The organism is Chloroflexota bacterium (assembly GCA_016219275.1).
In the GTDB taxonomy this organism is placed as follows: domain Bacteria; phylum Chloroflexota; class Anaerolineae; order UBA4142; family UBA4142; genus JACRBM01.
This window is the reverse complement of record JACRBM010000096.1, coordinates 1-19,681: the sequence shown is the minus strand read 5'-3', so window position 1 is coordinate 19,681 and position 19,681 is coordinate 1. Positions and strand designations below refer to the sequence as shown.

The following is a 19,681-nucleotide window of genomic DNA, read 5'->3' as shown; positions in this document are numbered from 1 at the left end:
TACCAGTTCAAAGTATAATGGACTTGCAAGCCGAACAGAACTACCGTAGACCTGACAGTCGAGGAGTCGGATCGGTGATGCTTGATGGCGAACCCAGCCATTTGGGTTGGGTTCACTCGTTGACGAATCGAGACGCTGAAAGAAAAGCGCCACAATTCTGAGCCGCGCGTGCGTTGCGCGCGTTTCGGAGTTGTGGCGCATTGTGTTGTTTGCAGAATCACTTGAAAACACAAAGGGCAAGGAAAAATATCGCTTTGTCGCGGTGCTCGAAATAATTCTGCACACAATGCCTGCGCTTTTGGTTGGACTCGCGGAGGAACGATGTGGCTAAAACAGATTTGGCTTGCCGCTCTAATTGCACTTGGCACAGTTCTGGGCAGTCAACTAGATGCCCATGCGCAGACGCCTACGATCACGCTTACTGTCACACCCGCCACACTCAAACTTGCGCCGGGTGAACAAACTGAAGTGTTAATCACGTTCACGAATCCATTGACCACTACGCTTCAGGGCTTGAACTTGACCTGGTTTGGCGATGCGGGTGTGGATGTTGTGATCAAATCCCCGGTAAGTAATGCGCTCGTACCCCAGGCGACGGCAGCTTGGACAGTCACTGTCGCGAAAAAACCGAATGGCAATGCCACCGGCACACTCCATCTGCGTGTTGATTACACTACCACCCTGGCGAATCAATCCATCGCAAACATTGCCAGAGGCGTGCTCGATATTCAAGATCGTTCATCCGAACCGCTTGAAAAAATCGCACAGGCGCGCATCGAAACCACGCTCGAAACCGTGCAGGAACGGCGTACCGGTTTTGTTTACCTCATTGTCAACAATATCGCGACTGTTCCCATTACGATCACACGGGTTCTCGTCCACAAGCCGGCGTTTGTCAACATCATTCTGCCAGAAAAGGCCAATCAACAAATCCTCCTTGCGCCGCAAGAAGCGGTGGTATTGGAATACCAGGTTGAGGGCGCTGAACAAGTGCAATCGGGCAAACATGCGTTGGTCTTGGAGACCGAGGTGACCTGGCAAAGCGGCAACCAGACCTGGAAAGGCACCTTGACCACATCGCACAAATTCAATGTTGGCGTTCTCGGTGAATCGGAAATTCTCATCGCGATCGGCGTGCCTTCATTCTTACTTTTACCGGGTTTTTTGATGGTTGCCGCGTTTCGATTCTTCAAAACACGCGTGTTCCCCAAAGAAGCCAGCACCCTCGAACTCAAAAGCCCGGAGTTTTGGATGCTCGCTGTGCTTTTTTCGGGATTCGCCGCGTTCGCGTATCCGTACCTTACAACCTGGATCAGATGGCTGGGTCCCCCGCGCGACTATCTCACTGGGTATGGCTTGCGCGATATTATGATCGTGTGGAGCGGATCAGTCCTGCTGGGTGTGTTAGCGTGGTCGGTGTGGTATGGCGGGGGCAAATTGATTCGGTGGACATTGTTACGCAACGTGCCGACCGAGAATGACAGTGAAATCCAAACCATGCAAAAACTCGCGGGCAATAAAATGGGATTTGCGTTGGAGCAAGCCACAATCCGGATCGGCGCAGAAGAGCAACGCGTATTCATCCTCGAACGCGAACGCGCAAGTCGTTCCAAAGTGTGGGTTGCGCCCGCGATTCGATATACAGTCGTTTCGACTAAACTCCAACAAATTACGAATGCCTTCTCCAACTTGCTTGATCAAACTGACAATGCCGGGGATATGGCGTTCATCATGCGCGAGGGCATCAATGCAGGCATGCTGAAATTCGAGTGGGAGACATCGGGGATTTTACATAGCCCAACGGAAATCGAAAAAAGCGCGATCATCCAACGCATGGGCAAGCGCAGAATTCTGGTCGAGCAGGAATGAAAAAATTGGCGGCTCGTGACCGAACCGCCAACTCGATGTTTGTGTGCTGTCCCCTGGGGACGGCACTTGCAAGTAAGAGCGGAAGATGCACAAGGCACTTGCGCGCGTACCTGTCGGTACACTCCGCCGATGGGCAGATGCTTCTTACAAAGTCGCCCATAGTATAACCAAAAGGAAGGTTGGCGTCAATGGTCACTTTGAACGAAATTCGCGTCGCGTTGATTTGGACGGAAACATATCCGACTCTCTTGACTCCTGCCGGTGCAACCGCGCCGATGGCTTTTCTGGGACAGAAAACAAAATACGCGGCTGAGTTTGAAAAGGCGATTGAAGGTGCGAGTGCGTGGGAACCGCCATGGCCTTTGCAAAAAGGCAAGGGACGCCATCACTTTTGGTACCACTATTTCGGCAATGTCGAACCGGCAAACGTCAAAGGCAATCTCGCGTGGGATTATCTCGCGCCGTTCCACACCAACATTGCAAAAATCCGCGCCGATTGGCTGAACGGACGCGCGAGCGCAGAAGGATTTTTCTTCGCGCACGGCATCGCGTTCCTGGTTACCGTCTCGCTCACCCAGGAGGATGCAACCCTGGATCTCGCGGTGGATACGGCGCAAGATGCGCGCGCGACCGGAATTTATAATGTGACCTGGCGCGACGGTTCGGCGATGAGCGCGCCGCTCGATGTGATCGCCGCGCACGCGCTGGATCGTTTGCGCGAGATGGCGTTAGGCGCAGGCGCGGTGCAAGGCACGCGTCCCGGCAAACCATTTACACTGGTAACGATCATCAAAGGCGATGGTGGAGACGCTTCCATCGCGAATTCACCCAATGGCGCGGTGCATCGCGCGCTCGAAGGGTTGTGCAGTTGGCACGCGACCTGGCAAACCGATGCTCTGCACAATTTAGATGAAGCCAAACTCAAGACGCGCTACACGGCGGACGGACATCTGCTCTACGGCTTGGCGCGCGGACGCGCATTGTGGTTTCCGGGTTTGTTCGGCCTCGCGAAAAAGCGCACGCACAAACTGTCGTGCTATCATCGCAATCTTGCGCTCCTGTCTCTGCAAACTGAAATGGTGATGGGCTTGATGCGTCACGCCGCCGCCATAATTGAAGCGAATCAAGTGATGCCCGTGGCGATGGATCAACTCGCGAAAAAAGGCGCGGGACTCGCCGGACGATTGTACGGCAAAACGGATGCGGCATATCAATCGTGGAGCGCGCGCCGGCAGATGACGGATGCCGATGCGTTGGATGCGATTGATCAGGTGCGCCTGTATTTCGGCGACCCGATGCTGAAACGCGCTTGATAAACAGGGGTACTATGACAATTCACCTAATCGTGTCTCCCCAGCCATTGCGGATTTTTCTTAGTTCAACCTGGGAAGATCTAAGAAAAGAACGTGCAACCGTGATTCATGCTTTGCATATTGAAAAGCCAATGTTTCTGGCTTTGGGAATACCTTTTGATTTTACCGGGATGGAATTTTTTGGTAGTCAAACCCCACCTCCCAGAGAAGTAATGCTCGCTGAGTTGCGTCGTTGTAACTATTACATCGGAATTATCGCGGAACGCTATGGAAGTATTGATACAATCACCGGTTATGGAATGACTGAGTTGGAGTATCGATCCGCGTTCAATCAAGTCGACGAAATCCATGTGTATATGAAAGACATGGCACTGGATATTATTGTTGACCGAGATCCGGACAAATATAAAAAGTTATCAGATTTCAAGCGGCTATTGGATGCTAACCACACCAATGCCCGGTTCACTACGCCAGAGCAACTTGAACAACTTGTTGTTCAAGACTTGGCGAAGTTCGTCGAAAAGCGATATCCGCGAACCCAAACCCCCACCAAATCCTATCAAGATCTACAGACGTTGGAATTGCGCGCGAAGAATTTGCTTCAGTCCATCGTGCTGTTTGAACCAAACGCATCTTTTGATGCGCTTGTTGTTGTATCTGGGTGTACAAACAAAAATGAAATTTACAGGCCGTTGACGACTCTTGTGACATCAGATTGGATCCAATACGATGATACCGATGATACCCGGGTGTGTGTAAGAGATTCTTTAGTATCTCTAGTGCAAGAAACCCTGCGTGGGAAAACTCGCCGTGAAAAACTGGAGCGCTTCGTTCGTTATTATTTCGACTACCTTTCCTCCAAAATAGTTACACGCGAAAAGTATGTCACTGAAGAATCTGATCCGGATTCCAACGAGACATCAGAAAAGGATAAACCTTTGGCAACAGATGGGGGTTCAGAGACAATTGCCGATGAGGATGTGGAAGAAATAGTGATAGAAGGATACGAAATCGAAAGAGAAAATTTGAATCGTGCCAAAGAATACTCAGAAGAAATTGGATTGAGCGACCAAGCGGAACAAATTGTAAAAATACTCAAATTGGTACAAGTTAGACGGAGGCAACATGCATCTGAACTTCACACTTGAAACTTTGACCCCGCTTTTTCTCGGCGGCGCGGATCAAGATCAAGATGTTGAACTGCGCCCGGCGTCGGTGCGCGGCGCACTGCGCTTTTGGTATCGCGCGCTCTACGCCGGCATTCATGGCGACGACGTGCGCGCTCTGCAACACGCCGAAGGCGATCTGTTTGGCGACACAACCGCCGCGTCGCGCATCCTCGTCAAACTCGCCGGTAATTTGACCGCCGAATCGCCGCCGGTCACACCACCCGCGCGTGAAGGCGATCCCGGCGGCGCGGCGTACATGTTCTGGTCGGTCTTGCGGCAAAAGCGTCAGGCGTTTTTGCCGAACGGAAAAACCTTTTCACTTGAACTACAAACGCGTCGCGTGCCAAGGCAAAATCAAACCGATGATGAAACGATGATGCGCGCATCGCTCGCGGCACTGTGGTTGTTGACGCACCTGGGCGGACTGGGCGCGCGCGCGCGTCGCGGCGGCGGCAACCTCGCGCTTCATCCCACCGATCCCACGCAAATACCAAGCGGCTTGCCGGCGTGGGAAACGCGCGCACACACCGCGGCGGAATTGCAACGCGAACTCGCCGATGGCATCCACCAGTGTCGCGCCGCACTGCGCTGCAATGCGTGGTGCGATCAAAACGAAATCGCCGCTCTGCCCGCGTTCGATATTTTGCATCCGCAAACCTGTTCGATTCGCGTGTGGAATCGCGCGCCGTTTCCAAATTGGCAAACCGCGCTCGAAGCGATCGGGCAAGCGTTTAAAAATTTTCGCAGTCGCAAACCTGAATCTGATTATGCAACGGTCAAAGCCGCAGTGGACATGCAGAGCGATTCGCTTGACCCAGTTCAACGCGCCGCGTTCGGTCTGCCGATCGTATTTTATTATCGGTCACTCCAACAGGAATACCAAGCGCATTTGTACCAACAATTTTTGAAAGAAGGAATGAGTGAGCAAGAGGCGTCCCGCAAAGCCAATCGTCAAGCGCGCAAAGAAGCGACCGGCACGCTCGAAGGCGAAACACACGAACGCCGCGCTTCGCCATTGAGTTTTCGATTGACGCGTTTGGCGAATGGACAGTTCGTCATTGTCCTGGTTTATTTCAAAGCGCGTTTGCTGGGTATGCTTGAACGTGAAGGCAGAAGCCGCCCCGAAAAATTAAAATTGCGTCGCGAGGGCAATGCGGTTTTTGCCAACACGCCATCACTCAACTTGATTGATGATTTCATCGCGTCGCTCGGCAATACCACGGAGGTGGATTTTCGATGAACACCGCTTGGGCAACCAAAATCATCGCGCTGTTGCACGATCCGCCGGATAAAGTCTTGGGTTTGCAACACCACGAACAACGCACGATGCAATTCCTCAACGTTCTGTTGGGAGATGCGCGCTTTCGCGAAATTTTCCAAAACGACGCGGCGACATTGGCAGGGCTATCAAGCAACCAATTTAGACGCGCACTTGACCAGATCAACGAATGGCAACTGGTTAAATCAGCCGATCAGATTGCAACCGCAATGGATCGCGCCGCGTTTGCGCGCGAGGTGCGCGTCGAGCCGACAGAATATCACGCCGCGCCATTCGTGCGTCATCCCCTCTCCGGGCGATTGCTGTTTTTGAACGAACTGCGCGCGACGGACGCGCATCACATCATTCCAACCGCGATGCAAAACGCAGTGAACGCCGCGCCGCCATCTCCCGATGAACACACGCGCTATCTCTGGACGTGGCGCAATTTGCACCAGACCATCGCCAATCAGTTGCCGGACGAATTGAAACGCGAATGGCTACTTCTGCCGGCGGACACACGCATCTGCGATCATCCGCTCGCGCAACACCTCGATGCGACGGCGGCGGTCGCGAGCGCGTTGCCGCATCCCGCGCTCCTCGTCTTCAACCTCGCCGGCGCGCAGGAATTTATCGCGACCGCGCGACGCACCCAGGATTTGTGGATGGGCAGTTACATTCTCGCGTACCTCGCGTGGCGCGGGATGCGCGTGCTCGCGGAAACGTACGGTCCCGACGCAATCCTTTACCCGGCATTGCGCGGGCAACCGCTCGTAGATCACTGGCTTGCCAACGACAAGCAGATTCCCGGCATTACGCCCGGCAATCTGACAATGGCGACCCTGCCGAACAAATTCGTCGCGCTCGTGCCTGCCGGCGACGCTCAAGCCATCGGCGAGCAGGTGCAAAAAGAAATCGTCGCCGCGTGGACCAGTTTGGTTGACCGCGTGCGCGACGCGCTCGCGCAACTCGTTGGCGCGAATGTGAACCAGGAATGGATCAACTTGTGGGACAATCACGCCGCGCAATTTCCGCAAGTGTATTGGAGCGCGCACGCGTGGCACGACACGGTTGAAAAATCAAAGGCGCAAGTGCGCGATCTGCTCGATCCGCCGCCGGGCTGGGCATTCAACGCGATTCTCGAAACGTATCGCGCGACCGCGCCGAATATGATCAATCTCGGCACGGTGTACGGACATCTGCATCTGCTCGCGCAACGCGGCTTGGACGCGCGCAAACTGCGCCGCGCGGTTGCGCCTATCGAAGAAAAAGGACCCAAGTGCACCGTGTGCGGGATTCGCGCGGCGATTCGTTCGGACGCGCTCGGCGAAAAAGAATTTTGGAAAACCGTCGCGGATAAGTTGCGCGCATTGGACGACAACCAACAGCATCCTCTGCGAAGCAATTACGCGACGATCAAACCGGATGGACACGAACGCTTGTGCGGCGTCTGCGCGACGAAACGTTTCGCTTACTCGATCATCTTCCGCGATCAGTACGATTTGCAACGCACCGGTTTTCCTTCGACGAGCATGGTCGCGACCGCGTCGTTCCGCGATCAACTGTTCGCACAACTCGATACGAACGACACGCTTGATCACGCGTTGCAAAATTTTGTCGCCGCGCTGGACGGCGCAAACATACCGCGCACTGCCGCGCCGAACGCAATTCCGCTCAACTCCAAACGCGCGCGCGAACTCGGGCGCTCAAAAGCCGTCGCCGAAAAACTGATCAAGTACGACGGCGATTGGTTGTTTGGCGAATCGTACACCCAAAAACGTGTCGAGGAAGATTACGCGATCCAATTACCCGACGCGACGATCAATTCTCTGCGCGAGAAATTGAACGCGTTGCTCGCCGCCGCCGCCGCCGCCGATGACGCGCGCATCGCGCGCCCCGCCAAGTATTACGCGATCCTCGCGCTCGACGGCGACGCGATGGGCAAATGGATCAGCGGACAACTCGCACCGCGATTCGCGCAAACCTTGCATCCCCTCGCGGTCGAACGCCTCGCACCGTTCGTGAAAAATGACGCGGCGTGGGCGCAGTGGTTGACCCAGCAACGCGTCCTCAGCCCGGCATTGCACACTTCAATCAGTCACGCGCTCGCGGATTTCGCGCTCGAATGTGTGCGGTGGGTGATCGAAGAGATTCATCCTGGTCGCGTCGTGTACGCGGGCGGCGATGATCTGCTCGCGTTCGTGCCGGTGGATCACGCGCTCGCGACGGCGCGCGAACTGCGCGCACTCTTTAGCGGCGAAGCATTGCGCGCGGACGACAAACTGACCGTTACGTTTGCCGATCCGGACCGCACCGGCTTTGTGCGCTGGAAAAATTCCTGGTTGATGACGATGGGACCCACGGCGAGCGCGAGCATCGGCATCGCGATCGCGCACCATTTACAACCGCTCGATGCCGCGCTCGATGCCGCGCGCCACGCGCTCGCATCGGCAAAAGAAGAGTACGGGCGCAACGCGATCGCGGTGCGTTTTCTGCGACGTTCCGGCGAAGAACTCCGCATCGGCGCGAAGTTTTTCTACGGACGCGGCGATGAGCCACAGCAACCGCCGCTCGACACCTTGCAATGGATAGACGGTCTGCGCGCGCGCATCGCGGACGATCATTTATCTGCCAAGATCGCGCACGATGTTTACGATCTCGCGCGCGGGCTGACCGATCAACCGGTGGACGCGGTGGAGGCGATCTTGCGGCGCGCGCTCAAACGACACAAAGGTGATCAGCTCGAACCGGAGCAAGCCGTCAAACAAGCGAACACACTCGCTCCGCAACTCGCGCGGCTCGCGGTCGCGCTCGATGCACCGCGGCAGAGCTGGCTATTCGAACAATGGCGCGCGCGCGCGCCGGACGCGGCGAATGAGCCAGCGTCCGGCATCGTCGAACTCGCCAAATGGCTACTGCTTGCGCGATTCCTCGCGCAGGGAGGAGGCGAAGAATAATGCGACTGTTTATCGAGCCGACCGACGTGTGGTTGTTTCGCGATGGACGACCGTTCACCGCTGGCGCGGATCATCGCGCGCGCACGCTTTTTCCGCCGAGTCCGCACACGGTCGCCGGCGCGTTGCGCGCAGTTCACTTTGCCGCCGCCGGCATTTCGCGCGCCGAGTACCTCGCGGGACAGACCGACCAGGCGAAAGAGTTGCAAGCGAAAATCGGCAAGCCGCCGGATGCGAACGGCGACGGCGGCGACCTGGGCGCGTTCGCGCTCACCGCGTTGTCCGTCGCGCGCCGCGACGCGCGCGATGGAAACATCACGCGCTATTTTCCAATACCTGCCGATGTGATGCAAGTGGGCGATGCTCTGCGCGTCGCCGCACCGCTCAAAACGCAAGTGCAATTCACGTCCGATAATGATCACCCGTTACTCTGGATAAAAGAGATGCGCGCGAGCAAACCCGCGACCGGTTGGTTGGCGGAAGCGGAATTGCGACGTTACTTGCGCGGCGAAACGTTTCGCGCGACGCCGGACGAATTTCTGTTCGAACGCGAAAGCCGGTTTCACGTCGGGATTGACAGCGACCGCAAATGTCCGCGTGAGGGCGACGGCGGCGGGCATTTGTTTCAAATCGAGTGGGTGCGCGCGCGCGAAAATGTGGGACTCGCGGTCGAAATCGCGGGGGCGGATGTGTCTGCGCCCGGCGCGCTCGCGCTCGGCGGCGAATTGAAAAGCGCGCGGTACGAAACGCTCGCGCCCGCGTTCGCGCCTCTCGACGCGCCGTTCGATCCGCGCTTCAAAGTGTACTGCGCGACGCCGGCGTTGGTGGATTTGAACGCGTGGAAAACGTACAATTTTTTCCACGGCGCGCAGATCGAACTGATCGCCGCGGCGATTGCGCGCGCCCAACCGCTCGGCGGCTGGGATGTCGCACACAATACGCAAAAGCCGCTTCGCAATTTCATTCCCGCCGGCAGTGTGCTGTACTGCAAACTCGCGCGCGGCACGCGCGACCAAATCAAACAACGTGCGCCGATCACGGACGACGCACTCGGCGCGCTCGGATTCGGAATCACATTTCTCGGAGGATGGGACTATGTTTAAATCATCGGCGTTGTTGTATCTGTATGTGGAGACGCCGTTTCACCCCGGCAGTGGAAGCGGGTTGGGCGTGGTAGATTTGCCGGTGCAACGCGAACGCATCACCGGTTATCCGATGATGCAGGCAAGCGGCTTGAAAGGCAAACTGCGCGCCGAAGCAATGGCGCGTGCGACCACCGACGCGGAAAAAGAACAAGTGCTCGCCGTGTTCGGTCCCGAAACGAACGGCGCGGCGGAGCACGCCGGCGCGTTTTCGCCGGGCGACGCGCGGATTTTACTTTTCCCGGTGCGTTCGCTTCTCGGCGTGTTTGCGTGGACGACCTCGCGCACTGCGCTCGCGCGTTTTCAGCGCGATCTGCAAACTGCCGCGTCGCTCAATCCCAAACTTGCGGGCGGGTTTGAAAAATTCAAAACGCAGTTCGCGTTGTTGCCCGGCGATTTAAAGGAGGACGAAGCGTTCGTCGCGACCGGCAACGATGTCAGCGCGGACAACCAGGTTACGCTCGAGGAGTTTACCTTTACCGCGCGTCTACTCGACGCGGTAAAAGAATTGGGCAAGTGGTTCGCGGGCAATGCGTTTCCGTTTGTGGATGAAAACGACGAATACAAATTCTGGCGCGGCAAAGCCGCCACGAGTTTGGTCGTTTTGCCGGACAATGCGTTCCGCGATTTCACCGAGTACGCAACCGAAGTGATCAATCGAATCAAACTCAAGCGCGAAACGAAAACCGTCGAATCGGGCGCGCTGTGGAGTGAAGAGCATTTGCCAAGCGATACGGTGTTGTACGCGCCGTTGTTCGCGAGCCGGGCGCGGCGCGCTGGATGTGAGAATTTGGACGTGCTCGGTTTTGTCAAGACACTGTGCAACGCCGTGCCGCGCGTGCAGTTGGGTGGCGATGAAACGGTCGGGCGCGGCTTGGTGCGCTTGCGCTATAATGGAGGAAATGATGCCAACCCATCAACAAACGCTTGAGCAACAACGCGCGCACGCGGCTTGGCAGGCGATCAAAGAGGTGAGGACGAACGAGCAGAAGAAATATTCTGCGATCGCGCGCACAGCACCGTCATACATTCTCACGAATGGATTGGGGCAGACGCTCGCGTTTCTAAGCGCCAAGAGCGACGCGGAAAAAACGTTGTATCGGCATCTCGAGTCGTGGCTCAAGACGCGTTTGAAAATCGCGGACGCGCAATTCGACGCGCGCGAATGGATCGGCAGAACGGACAGCGCAATGTATCGCCGCGCGATGGTCGAGACGCTGGCGTACTTGACCTGGCTCAAACGCTTTGCCGAAGCCGAGTTCGGCGTGGAGGAAGAATGAATCGTCAAGGTCGGCGATTAAATTCCGCCCCCGTCATCTTGCCACTGCCCAGCGACACAAAACGAATGGCGCGGGCGCGTGAAGGCGCGAACGATTGTGCGAATCCGGGTTTATGGCTTGACAAATTCGCGGCATACACCATGCGCGGTCCAAAATGGGAAATGGATCTTAGCGCGAAAAAACGCGCGGATGTGAATTGGCAATCGCCCAATTATCGCGCCGCGTTGGAACAATTCAACTTGCGCTGGGCAAAAATTTTAGAAGAACACGACGCGCTCGAATTTACTGCAGAACCCGAATGGCGAATGGCGGTCGGGTTGGGCGGCGCGAGCGTGCGCGAGACCGGCTTGGCATTGCATCGGCTTTACGGCTTTCCGATCATTCCCGGGAGCGCGCTCAAAGGACTGACGAGCAGTTGGGCGGAGATCAATGACAAAGATGCGACCGAACGCGCGCGTGTGTTTGGCAAGCAAGACGAATCGGGCGCGGTGATTTTTTTCGACGCGATTCCGCTCGCGCCGCCGCAGATCAAACTCGATGTGATGAACCCGCATTACGGCGAGTACTATCTCGACAAAACCGGGCGCACGCCGCCCGCAGATTGGCATCGTCCCGTCCCGGTTTATTTTTTGACGCTTGAAAAAAACAGCCGCTTTTTATTCGCGGTCGCGCCGCGCCGACGCGAGCATCCCGACGATCAAGCGTGCGCTGGATTGGCGCGCGATTGGCTTGGGCGCGCACTTCGTGAACTGGGCGTCGGCGCAAAGACGAGCGCGGGGTACGGTTTTGTGAACGAGGTACAAGCGTAATGCCCTGCTCGATCATGTTCACCCTCGCCCCGCGCGCTCAAACCCTCCCGGAAAACTGCACGCCCGCGCTCCACGCTACGTTCTTCCAGTGGCTAGAGCGCGGGGATACGGCGCTTGCCAAGCGCGTGCACGATGAGTACGATCCTAAACCCTACACGGTCTCGCCCTTGATGCTCGACGACGCGCAGACCGCGCACTTTCGTATCACGCTGTTAGATGACGCGTTGTTGCCCGCGTTGCAGACTGGGATTGACCAAGTGCAACAGGTGCGAATCGCGTGGGCAACACTTGCGTTGGCGGGTGCGCCGCGCGTGACCCAGAAATCGTACGCACAGATTGCGCGAGATGCCGACGAGACGCCCAACATCATCTTGCGTTTCGATTCACCGACGAGTTTTCGCTCACACGAGATGCACTATCCCTTGCCCGACCCGGTGATGGTGTTTGCCAGTTATCTCGCGCGCTGGAATGCCTTCGCGCCGGAGCCGCTCCACATCGCGGACGATTGGATGGAATGGCTGCAGCAATCGGTCGCGGTGACGCGGTTTGCGGGCGAGACGCACGCGGTCCAGTTTAAGGATTTTGTGCAAATCGGATTTGTCGGTACGGTCCAGTACAGCGTGATGCGGCATCAGCCGGATCGCGAAGGTATTGCACCACTGAATGCGCTCGCGTCCTATGCCGAGTTTTGCGGGACGGGACACAAGACGACGCAGGGGATGGGACAAACGAAACGCTTGTTTACCTAGGAAGGGAAGCAAGTCAAACAAATCACGAACGAGAACAACTTTCGGGGATTCCGTTCTCGTTCGCTTGCTTGGCTCTTCCATCACAAAACCTGCCGAGTGGTTATTCACTCGACAGGTTTTTTCTGTGTCGCGATCAGAGTACGCGAGCTATCATAACGTGGTCATCTCATCTTCATCCAAGATCACCAGCGGCCATTTTTGACGGCGCGCTTTTCGCGGTGCATAGTCGACGCGTGTAGCCGTACCGAATGACTCTACCGCCCGGTCGTGGTACCACCGCGCGAGCATCAGTTGTTTCTTGTCCTTGGGCAGCTCCGCAAATCCCTTGATACACATTCCCAATTTTTCGTAAATATCCTCCAGTATCTCGTCAATGATGTGGACAGACATCCCGGCACCCCATTTGTCGGCACTGCCTTCCTTACCCCGATGTTCGCTAATGAGCCGCGCACAATAGTACTCAACCGGGTCGAGCGGATTTTGATTGCGCGGATTCACTGCACCGACGCCTAGCCGTTTGAACAAGGGTGATAACACTTGATGCCCAGTCGTCACTAACTCGAGTGCCTTGATAAACTCTTCGATGAGCGCGCCGGGTGGGATCGCCAGCGCCGACGCGCCGGCTTGATACACGCGTTGAATATCCCCAAGATTTGGTGAATTGAGCGCGGTATACAACACAAGTGGACCGATGAATGGATAGGTCTTGCCGATAGTCAACAGTAAATTCGTGCCGACACCTTCAGCTGGGCGCTCGTCAGCTTCCTCTGGGATTTGCTTATCCACCATAATTAAGCTAAAGGCATGATCGCGCGTCAGAAATTCCAACGCGCCGGCGGCATCGCCACATTCAGCGACAACATCATAATCATGCTCACGCAAAATATCCACCAAGCCAACTTTCTGCAGAGGTGAATCTTCCACTACAAACACACGTCGCCTAGCGCGCCCATCATGCTCCACCATAGACATCCTTTCCATTGACGTGCGGCAGAATGGGAATCCGTAGCGTAAGCTGCCGCCCCTCTTGCGTCCACGCATATTCGGCGCGCATAAATGCTTCGGCGAGTTTCAAGCGCGAGTGAATGCCATGGCGCGAATAGGGCTTGGAAGGAGCCTCGGGATTCCAGGCGTCGCCATCACTGGTGATCTGCGCCTCCACCCACTTCGGTTGGCAATATATACCAATGTTCACAAAACTGGCACGCCCCGACTGCACCGCGTTGTGGGCTGCCTCGGTCACATTGCTAAACAGAGCGAGATGCAGATCGGCAGGCAATAGTTCCACCGCTGGATCAACATGCACGCGCATCCCACGTCCAGCGTAGCGTTGTTCCATCACGCCGTTGGCGGTCGCCAGTGCCAGTTCCATTCCATTGCGGAGCAGCTTACCGGCGGCAAGGTTGAACTTGAGTGATGCCGTTTTAACGTAATCGGTGTGCATTTGCAGCGGCTCCGCTAGCTTGTGGAAATGCACGCGCGCGGCATAACAGTCTTCGCCTTCGATGGCTTCGCCCAGCCGACTCAAATGGGGACTGATCGCCGTGTGCGTCGCGATCGAATCGCGTACCAAATCGTGTAAAACCAGGTTCACCTGTCCGAACCCGTCGTGCGCCTGATCCAATTGACGCGTATTTTCCAGATGGGGCGAGATGGTCTGTCGAAAAATCTCTAGCGCGAGCCGCGTTGCCGGGCTAAACGATTGTGGATTGCGATAATTCAGGAAGAGCGCGCCAATCCGACGCGTGCGCGTGCCAATGGGCAAGAATACGGTCGAAGCGATTTGTTCGCGGGTAACGAAATATTCCTTGGGAGGCGCACGATAGTCAGGCGGGAGTAGATGATAGTTTTTGAAGGACTCGCGCTCAAAGACCGATTCCCATTGTGAAATATAGAAAAGGGGGGGTGGGTTGGGATGCCGAAATAAATCGGTGGTGAGCCAATCCGGAAACCATGCGCCCATGTGCCAAGTCGGCGTAAGAGGCCAGCCGTTCCCAAAGCCAAGCCGAAAGTACGTGACAACATCCACATCCAAAATGTCAATGGCAAATCGCGCGATGCAGTCAAACACTTCGCGTTCGTTATCTCGCTTGTTTAGTGAATCGCGCAGGTGTTGAATCGCGCTCAGTAGATTGCCTAACCGTTCGGCGGTCAACAAAGGCGCAATCGCACCAGCCAGCGCGGCAAGGTAATCGCCTTCTTCACGATGAATGCTGTGTGGAGTGCGGCTCTGGAGATCAATAAAGCCAATGATCTCACCATCTGGACTTTCAAAGATCGGTTGAACGAATTCAGCGCGCGTGTCCTGGTATGCTTCCGCGTCGGGTGGATTGTAGAAAAATTCTCGCCACAGAGGAGTATGTGTATCTGGGCACGTCACGGCTTGCCGGTCGCGGTACGCTTTGGCTAACAAGCCGTGCGCCAGGGGCCAAGGTTTGATCGCGTGCGCGTGCTTGTCTCCCGGAATATATTTGGCAATGATTTCAACATGCTTGGGCACGCGGAACGCATGGGGATCCGCTCCTTCAGGAAGTGTCAGACCATAGACACTTGGCTTCACTTGACCGGGCGGTGCGGCGGGACGCATGATCCGTAAAACAGTCAGGCGCTCCAACCGCAAACTCTGTCCTAGCATGTTCAGTCTACCCTGCACATCTTCGATCCGCGCGTCTAAACTGCCTGCCCAGCGAACCAGCTCGCGGAACGTTTCAAAGCGCGTCGCATAGTGATCCCAAGTACGGACGTGCGCTACAATGCCTGCTAATACGATGAGCAGCCACAAGGCATTGGCAATACTGAGTCCAACATCAATTTGCGCGGGTGCAGCCAGCGAAACGCCTAACGAGTAGAGTGGAAAGATTCCCGCAAGTATGACTATATACGGAATAAAGGCGATCCGATTAACCAAACGCAAGGTAAAGTACATCGCAGAGATTAACAGCGGCCAGAGAGACATGGCAACGGCGAGGGGTGAACCGCGTAAGAGGAGAAAATAGATCACGAGGACTGCGCCCAAGCCGAAGAACGACCATAACCATCGCAAACGCGGCAAGCGCTCGACCAGACCCGGCAGAGTACTGCGTTCGATACTAAAACCAATCAGCGCGAACACGAGAATCCCTAAGGCGCTTGCCGAGGAAGCGATAGGGTGTGAGGGAAAGGCAACAATCAGGATCGGCAGGGCGCTGAACGCAATGGCAACTGGGTCAAAATACCTTTTGGTAAATGCCAGCCAGCGCGCACGCGGGCTTTTACGTTGATTCGAGCTGGAGAAAAATGCGGCTGTGAAATCTTGGTCTATGTTCATTAGCGATTCCTTCCCGATGCTTTTACCAGAGTAACCCAGGTCAGACTGCCTGTCAACCCTTGACGCAAGGTAAATTTATCCCTTGCGCTAGCCATAGATGAGGCATGTCTCAAGGGATTGTTTCCACCCTCACTCCCGTGTATCGAATGCGAAAATCACCTAATGTGCCATTGCCGCGCCTCTACTTTCGATTCCCTCATTTTCCTATAATGCAGTTGGAAATCGGAATAGATCGCAGAGAGAGTGATGGGAGTCCATTCCATCACTGGGAGGTGTACCATGATTCGTCTGTTGCTCATCGTACTCATCGTCGTTTTCGTAGCGAGTCAATTAGACCAGTCAACGGAGCAGACCACAACCGCTACACCACCGGCATCGAGCACTGGACCGACTGCGGCACGTACACCAACGCGCACAGCCACACCCAAACCAACAATCACGCCGCCCAGTGGGTCTCGCAGCGCCGGCGCACCAGCACCGCCCTTGGATCAAACGGCACCTAAATCGGATGCCCTCCTCAAGATCGCAACAGGTCTCACGGGCGTTCTCGCCGGTGTCGGCGAGCTGACCCATGCGGTAACTACCGTGATGGTGGACGATGGCGATGATGGCACGCACGCGGCACTGGGCGCAATTGTGCTGGTGTGGACGGTGTTGGGGGGAATTGGGATTTCGATTCTCCGTGGCATCGGTAGGTTTCTGGGCGGATTGTTCGGTTGAAAAGTTGTGGGACGCACAACATGGTGCGTCCCACATAACCGAAGGGGTGTGCGGTTCTATACTGCCAACGGGCACAAACTGCGGTTTTATATCCACCCAATTTGTCATGCTGAGCGAAGCAAAGCATCTCGCGACTAGCGAATTGCGTTACCCTTCGCTTCGCTCAGGGTGACAACCAAAAAGCGCAATTAATGACCGTGCCCAGTATACTTTTTGGACGAGGACGCGGTGAAAAAAATTGAAGCGATTGGCGCGCCGGGAGTGAGACGGGCGCGGGAGTGGGGGATGATTGGATAAATCATTGCCGCAAAGGAATGCGAGGCGCACCAGAAAATTGGAGGGGCGACCGATATCGGTCACCCTTTTCAATTTCGGCGGCTGGCGCGTTGGCGCGCCCTGTGCGTCGAAGCGAGTGCGAGTTGCTGAATGCGCGCCACGCGAAAGGTGCGCTCGTCACCAGCACGATGGCAATACGCGATGAGGTACGGAATCTGGTCGCGATATTCCAACCGCAAAGGTTCAACCAGCCGCGTGGTCGTTTCGTCGTTGTATGGGGAATGATAGACGATTTCGAGAAGTGCCTGGTCTGTGAGTGCGCGTTCGATGAGTTGGAGGGTGGACTGCAGTTCACCGTGAGCAGAAAAATCGAGTGGGCTGATTTCGGCGGTTGGCGGTCGGCGGTCGGTCGTCGCTTGGATCCCTTCACGGATCAGTTCTTCGGCAATCGCACGATCATGCGCGGTGAGTTGGTGTTCGAGATCGAGCAGAATCGAAGCGGGCGGGCGATAAGATGTCGGGATACGGTCGCTGAATTGATGCGCGAGACGGGTTGAGACGTAAAGGTGCGCGAGCGTGGGCTGATCGAATTGTGCGAGTGGATGACCTGGCGCTTGGGCGGCAGGGTGATCGAGCATTTCCAGACGTGGAGGATAACCGTGACGTTCGAGACGACGCGCCAGGGCATTGAGCTGGCTCGGTTGGACGACGACGGCGCGTGATGACAGGGTGCGGCGCAAACATTGGCGAATAGATTTACGGCGCGTGAGTTCAACGAGCAGGTTAGGGTCCCGTACTTCAAGGAGAGTCACGGAACGGACTGTGACACATCCGTAATCGAGACTGATTTGATCCAACCAATCGGTGACGATGCGCGGTAGCGCATCATCGGTGGCACGTTCGAGGAAGGACTGAACCTGGGTAATGGTCTTGCCATGATCCATGGCGCAGCGCACGCGTGCGGCATCGAGTTGATAGAGCCGACGGGTTTGGTGCGCGGACGCTTCGCGGAGTGTCGCAAGATGCGTCGCGTAATCGCCTAATTCGAAAAGGATGGCAAAGTCGGCTTCGAGTGGAGCGATGAGATTGGGAAGCGTTGTGCCGCGCGACTTGGACCATGCAAGGGGCTGGGTCTTGTGATTGGTTTCCACTCGCTTGGGGTCAGTTTGCCCGATGATTGCGCCGCCAGGTTTGGTCACTTGAGTCGTTTCGCCCTGTCCGCTGGTGACGATCTCGAACCAGCGCAAGAGTTCGAGCCACGCGCCGAGGATTTGGACAGGTTGATCCTCCGGCACACCATCGTCATCGGAGGGCAAGGCGAGCAATTTGAGTAATGCTTTGCACGTGATCCGTTCGCCATTGGGAACTTGAGCCAGGATTGCGATCAACTGCCCCAGAGCAGACAAGGGTGAGAGCAAGTGTTTGCCAGGTAAGCCAAAGGCGCGCCAGCGTTCGGCGTCTTCCTGGGTAGGTTGGATTGGAAAGGCGGGACGGAATAACACCTGGGCGCGTTGTGCGGGTGAGGCGTTGAGCCATACCGCGACACGTGGAGTTGGCTTGAGCAAGGTGTTGGTGCGCGCGACGAGATGTGCGGATTCGGCGAGGTAGTGGATAAAGCGGATTCGTTCGGCGTATCGCTCGCTGGTGTGGACACGTACCCCAGCGCGCCAACGTCCATCCGCATTGTGAGGACGCTTGAGGTTGAGATCATCTGGAACGACGAGCAGCAGATTGAGCTTGGCTAGCGCAGAAGGGGGAAGATAACGCGAGCCGATGGGGTGAATGGCATTCGCAGAGAGAAAAGCGAGCAAGGTAAAGACATCTTGGATCAAAAAAGCCAGTTGAGACATTCGACCTCCGTGCGAAAAATTAGGTCTTGAATTCCGAGAGGGTTCGTGATAAGATGCAGACATCATAAAACGGCTTGCCGAATATGGCAAGTGGTCGGTTTTTCACCATACGTGCCGGAGGTTTGCGAAAAGAGGCAAAAGGCGACAAAAAAGTCCGAGAAAAACAGAGCGAAAAGTGGATTATGAGAGGTGGAGTTGCAACGCGATGAATTCCCGACAGGGGTTTGAAACTTCTGAGGTTGGATGTACCACCGGAATTGTGATCCAAGTTGCAACGCGATGAATTCCCGACAGGGGTTTGAAACGACCCTGCGCGGACGCGTTGGGCACCAATGCGATCGAAAGTTGCAACGCGATGAATTCCCGACAGGGGTTTGAAACTCACCGTGACCGTGATTCCAGCCGGTTCTGTCTTCTCGAGTTGCAACGCGATGAATTCCCGACAGGGGTTTGAAACTATTTTACTGCTTCTAGGATCTGCAACCTAGGTTAGTTGCAACGCGATGAATTCCCGACAGGGGTTTGAAACGTTTCATCTTGATCTCCTAGCGCACCCAGAGGCGCGTTGCAACGCGATGAATTCCCGACAGGGGTTTGAAACGTGAGTTGCACGGCACAAACAGCCACCTTTCGCCGGGTTGCAACGCGATGAATTCCCGACAGGGGTTTGAAACTTTTTCAAGTCGTTGCTCTTCGAGATGTGTGCGACGTGTTGCAACGCGATGAATTCCCGACAGGGGTTTGAAACTTGATTGCGGCTTTCCTACCAGCGGTGTCCATGGCGTTGCAACGCGATGAATTCCCGACAGGGGTTTGAAACGATTGCATCGTCTTCGACGTGAGTTCCTTTTGGGTTTGTTGCAACGCGATGAATTCCCGACAGGGGTTTGAAACTCATCAGCGTCGGTTATTTGGCAATAAGGCCTATCAAAGTTGCAACGCGATGAATTCCCGACAGGGGTTTGAATCTCACCCACCGGAACAG

General features: G+C 55.9%; 14 protein-coding genes and 1 CRISPR repeat array. Of the genes, 11 read left to right on the top strand and 3 right to left on the bottom strand.

The genetic code is table 11. From position 1 onward, the window contains the following. The first annotated feature begins 321 nt into the window (after positions 1–321). The 10 genes from HY868_25380 to cas6 all read left to right on the top strand — a co-directional run bounded on the left by HY868_25380 (position 322) and on the right by cas6 (position 12,543). Positions 322–1,869 (top strand): hypothetical protein, encoded by a 1,548-nt coding sequence (locus HY868_25380; protein ID MBI5305486.1) that lies wholly within the window; start codon positions 322–324, stop codon positions 1,867–1,869. Between the two features lie 188 nt (positions 1,870–2,057). Then, positions 2,058–3,182, top strand: a complete 1,125-nt coding sequence (locus HY868_25375) for a hypothetical protein (GenBank protein ID MBI5305485.1) — start codon at positions 2,058–2,060, stop codon at positions 3,180–3,182. 14 nt (positions 3,183–3,196) lie between these two features. After that, positions 3,197–4,330 (top strand): DUF4062 domain-containing protein, encoded by a 1,134-nt coding sequence (locus HY868_25370; GenBank protein ID MBI5305484.1) that lies wholly within the window; start codon positions 3,197–3,199, stop codon positions 4,328–4,330. After that, entirely contained in the window at positions 4,308–5,591 is a 1,284-nt protein-coding gene (gene cmr1 / locus HY868_25365) for a type III-B CRISPR module RAMP protein Cmr1 (protein ID MBI5305483.1), read from the top strand. The genes HY868_25370 and cmr1 overlap by 23 nt, the downstream gene beginning before the upstream one ends. Further along, positions 5,588–8,566 (top strand): type III-B CRISPR-associated protein Cas10/Cmr2, encoded by a 2,979-nt coding sequence (cas10, locus tag HY868_25360; GenBank protein MBI5305482.1) that lies wholly within the window; start codon positions 5,588–5,590, stop codon positions 8,564–8,566. Before cmr1 ends, cas10 begins: the two co-directional genes overlap by 4 nt. Further along, positions 8,566–9,666: a hypothetical protein gene (locus HY868_25355; GenBank protein ID MBI5305481.1), complete on the top strand. Its 1,101-nt coding sequence runs from the start codon at positions 8,566–8,568 to the stop codon at positions 9,664–9,666. Before cas10 ends, HY868_25355 begins: the two co-directional genes overlap by 1 nt. After that, positions 9,659–10,636, top strand: coding sequence for a type III-B CRISPR module RAMP protein Cmr4 (gene cmr4, locus HY868_25350; protein ID MBI5305480.1), 978 nt, complete (start codon positions 9,659–9,661; stop codon positions 10,634–10,636). Before HY868_25355 ends, cmr4 begins: the two co-directional genes overlap by 8 nt. Continuing rightward, positions 10,611–10,985, top strand: coding sequence for a type III-B CRISPR module-associated protein Cmr5 (cmr5, locus tag HY868_25345; protein MBI5305479.1), 375 nt, complete (start codon positions 10,611–10,613; stop codon positions 10,983–10,985). The genes cmr4 and cmr5 overlap by 26 nt, the downstream gene beginning before the upstream one ends. Further along, positions 10,982–11,794 carry a type III-B CRISPR module RAMP protein Cmr6 gene (gene cmr6 / locus HY868_25340; GenBank protein ID MBI5305478.1) on the top strand — a complete coding sequence of 271 codons (813 nt, stop codon included), beginning with the start codon at positions 10,982–10,984 and terminating at the stop codon, positions 11,792–11,794. The genes cmr5 and cmr6 overlap by 4 nt, the downstream gene beginning before the upstream one ends. After that, entirely contained in the window at positions 11,794–12,543 is a 750-nt protein-coding gene (cas6, locus tag HY868_25335; GenBank protein MBI5305477.1) for a CRISPR-associated endoribonuclease Cas6, read from the top strand. Before cmr6 ends, cas6 begins: the two co-directional genes overlap by 1 nt. Before the next feature lie 150 nt (positions 12,544–12,693). Here cas6 and HY868_25330 read toward each other — a convergent pair whose 3' ends face one another. Next, a complete protein-coding gene (locus HY868_25330) occupies positions 12,694–13,476 on the bottom strand; it encodes a hypothetical protein (protein MBI5305476.1) in 783 nt (260 codons plus the stop codon). A gap of 19 nt (positions 13,477–13,495) precedes the next feature. Then, complete coding sequence (locus HY868_25325) at positions 13,496–15,850, bottom strand: hypothetical protein (GenBank protein MBI5305475.1); 2,355 nt, start codon at positions 15,848–15,850, stop codon at positions 13,496–13,498. A 279-nt stretch (positions 15,851–16,129) separates the two neighbouring features. Between HY868_25325 and HY868_25320 the strand changes: the two genes are divergently transcribed. Then, positions 16,130–16,570 (top strand): hypothetical protein, encoded by a 441-nt coding sequence (locus HY868_25320; protein ID MBI5305474.1) that lies wholly within the window; start codon positions 16,130–16,132, stop codon positions 16,568–16,570. Between the two features lie 365 nt (positions 16,571–16,935). On the opposite strand, the gene HY868_25315 is transcribed toward HY868_25320, so the two are convergent. Further along, positions 16,936–18,696 (bottom strand): WYL domain-containing protein, encoded by a 1,761-nt coding sequence (locus HY868_25315; protein ID MBI5305473.1) that lies wholly within the window; start codon positions 18,694–18,696, stop codon positions 16,936–16,938. Positions 18,697–18,890: 194 nt separating this feature from the next. Then, a CRISPR array of direct repeats spans positions 18,891–19,665; the repeat unit is 37 nt; unit sequence GTTGCAACGCGATGAATTCCCGACAGGGGTTTGAAAC. Positions 19,666–19,681: the final 16 nt, after the last annotated feature.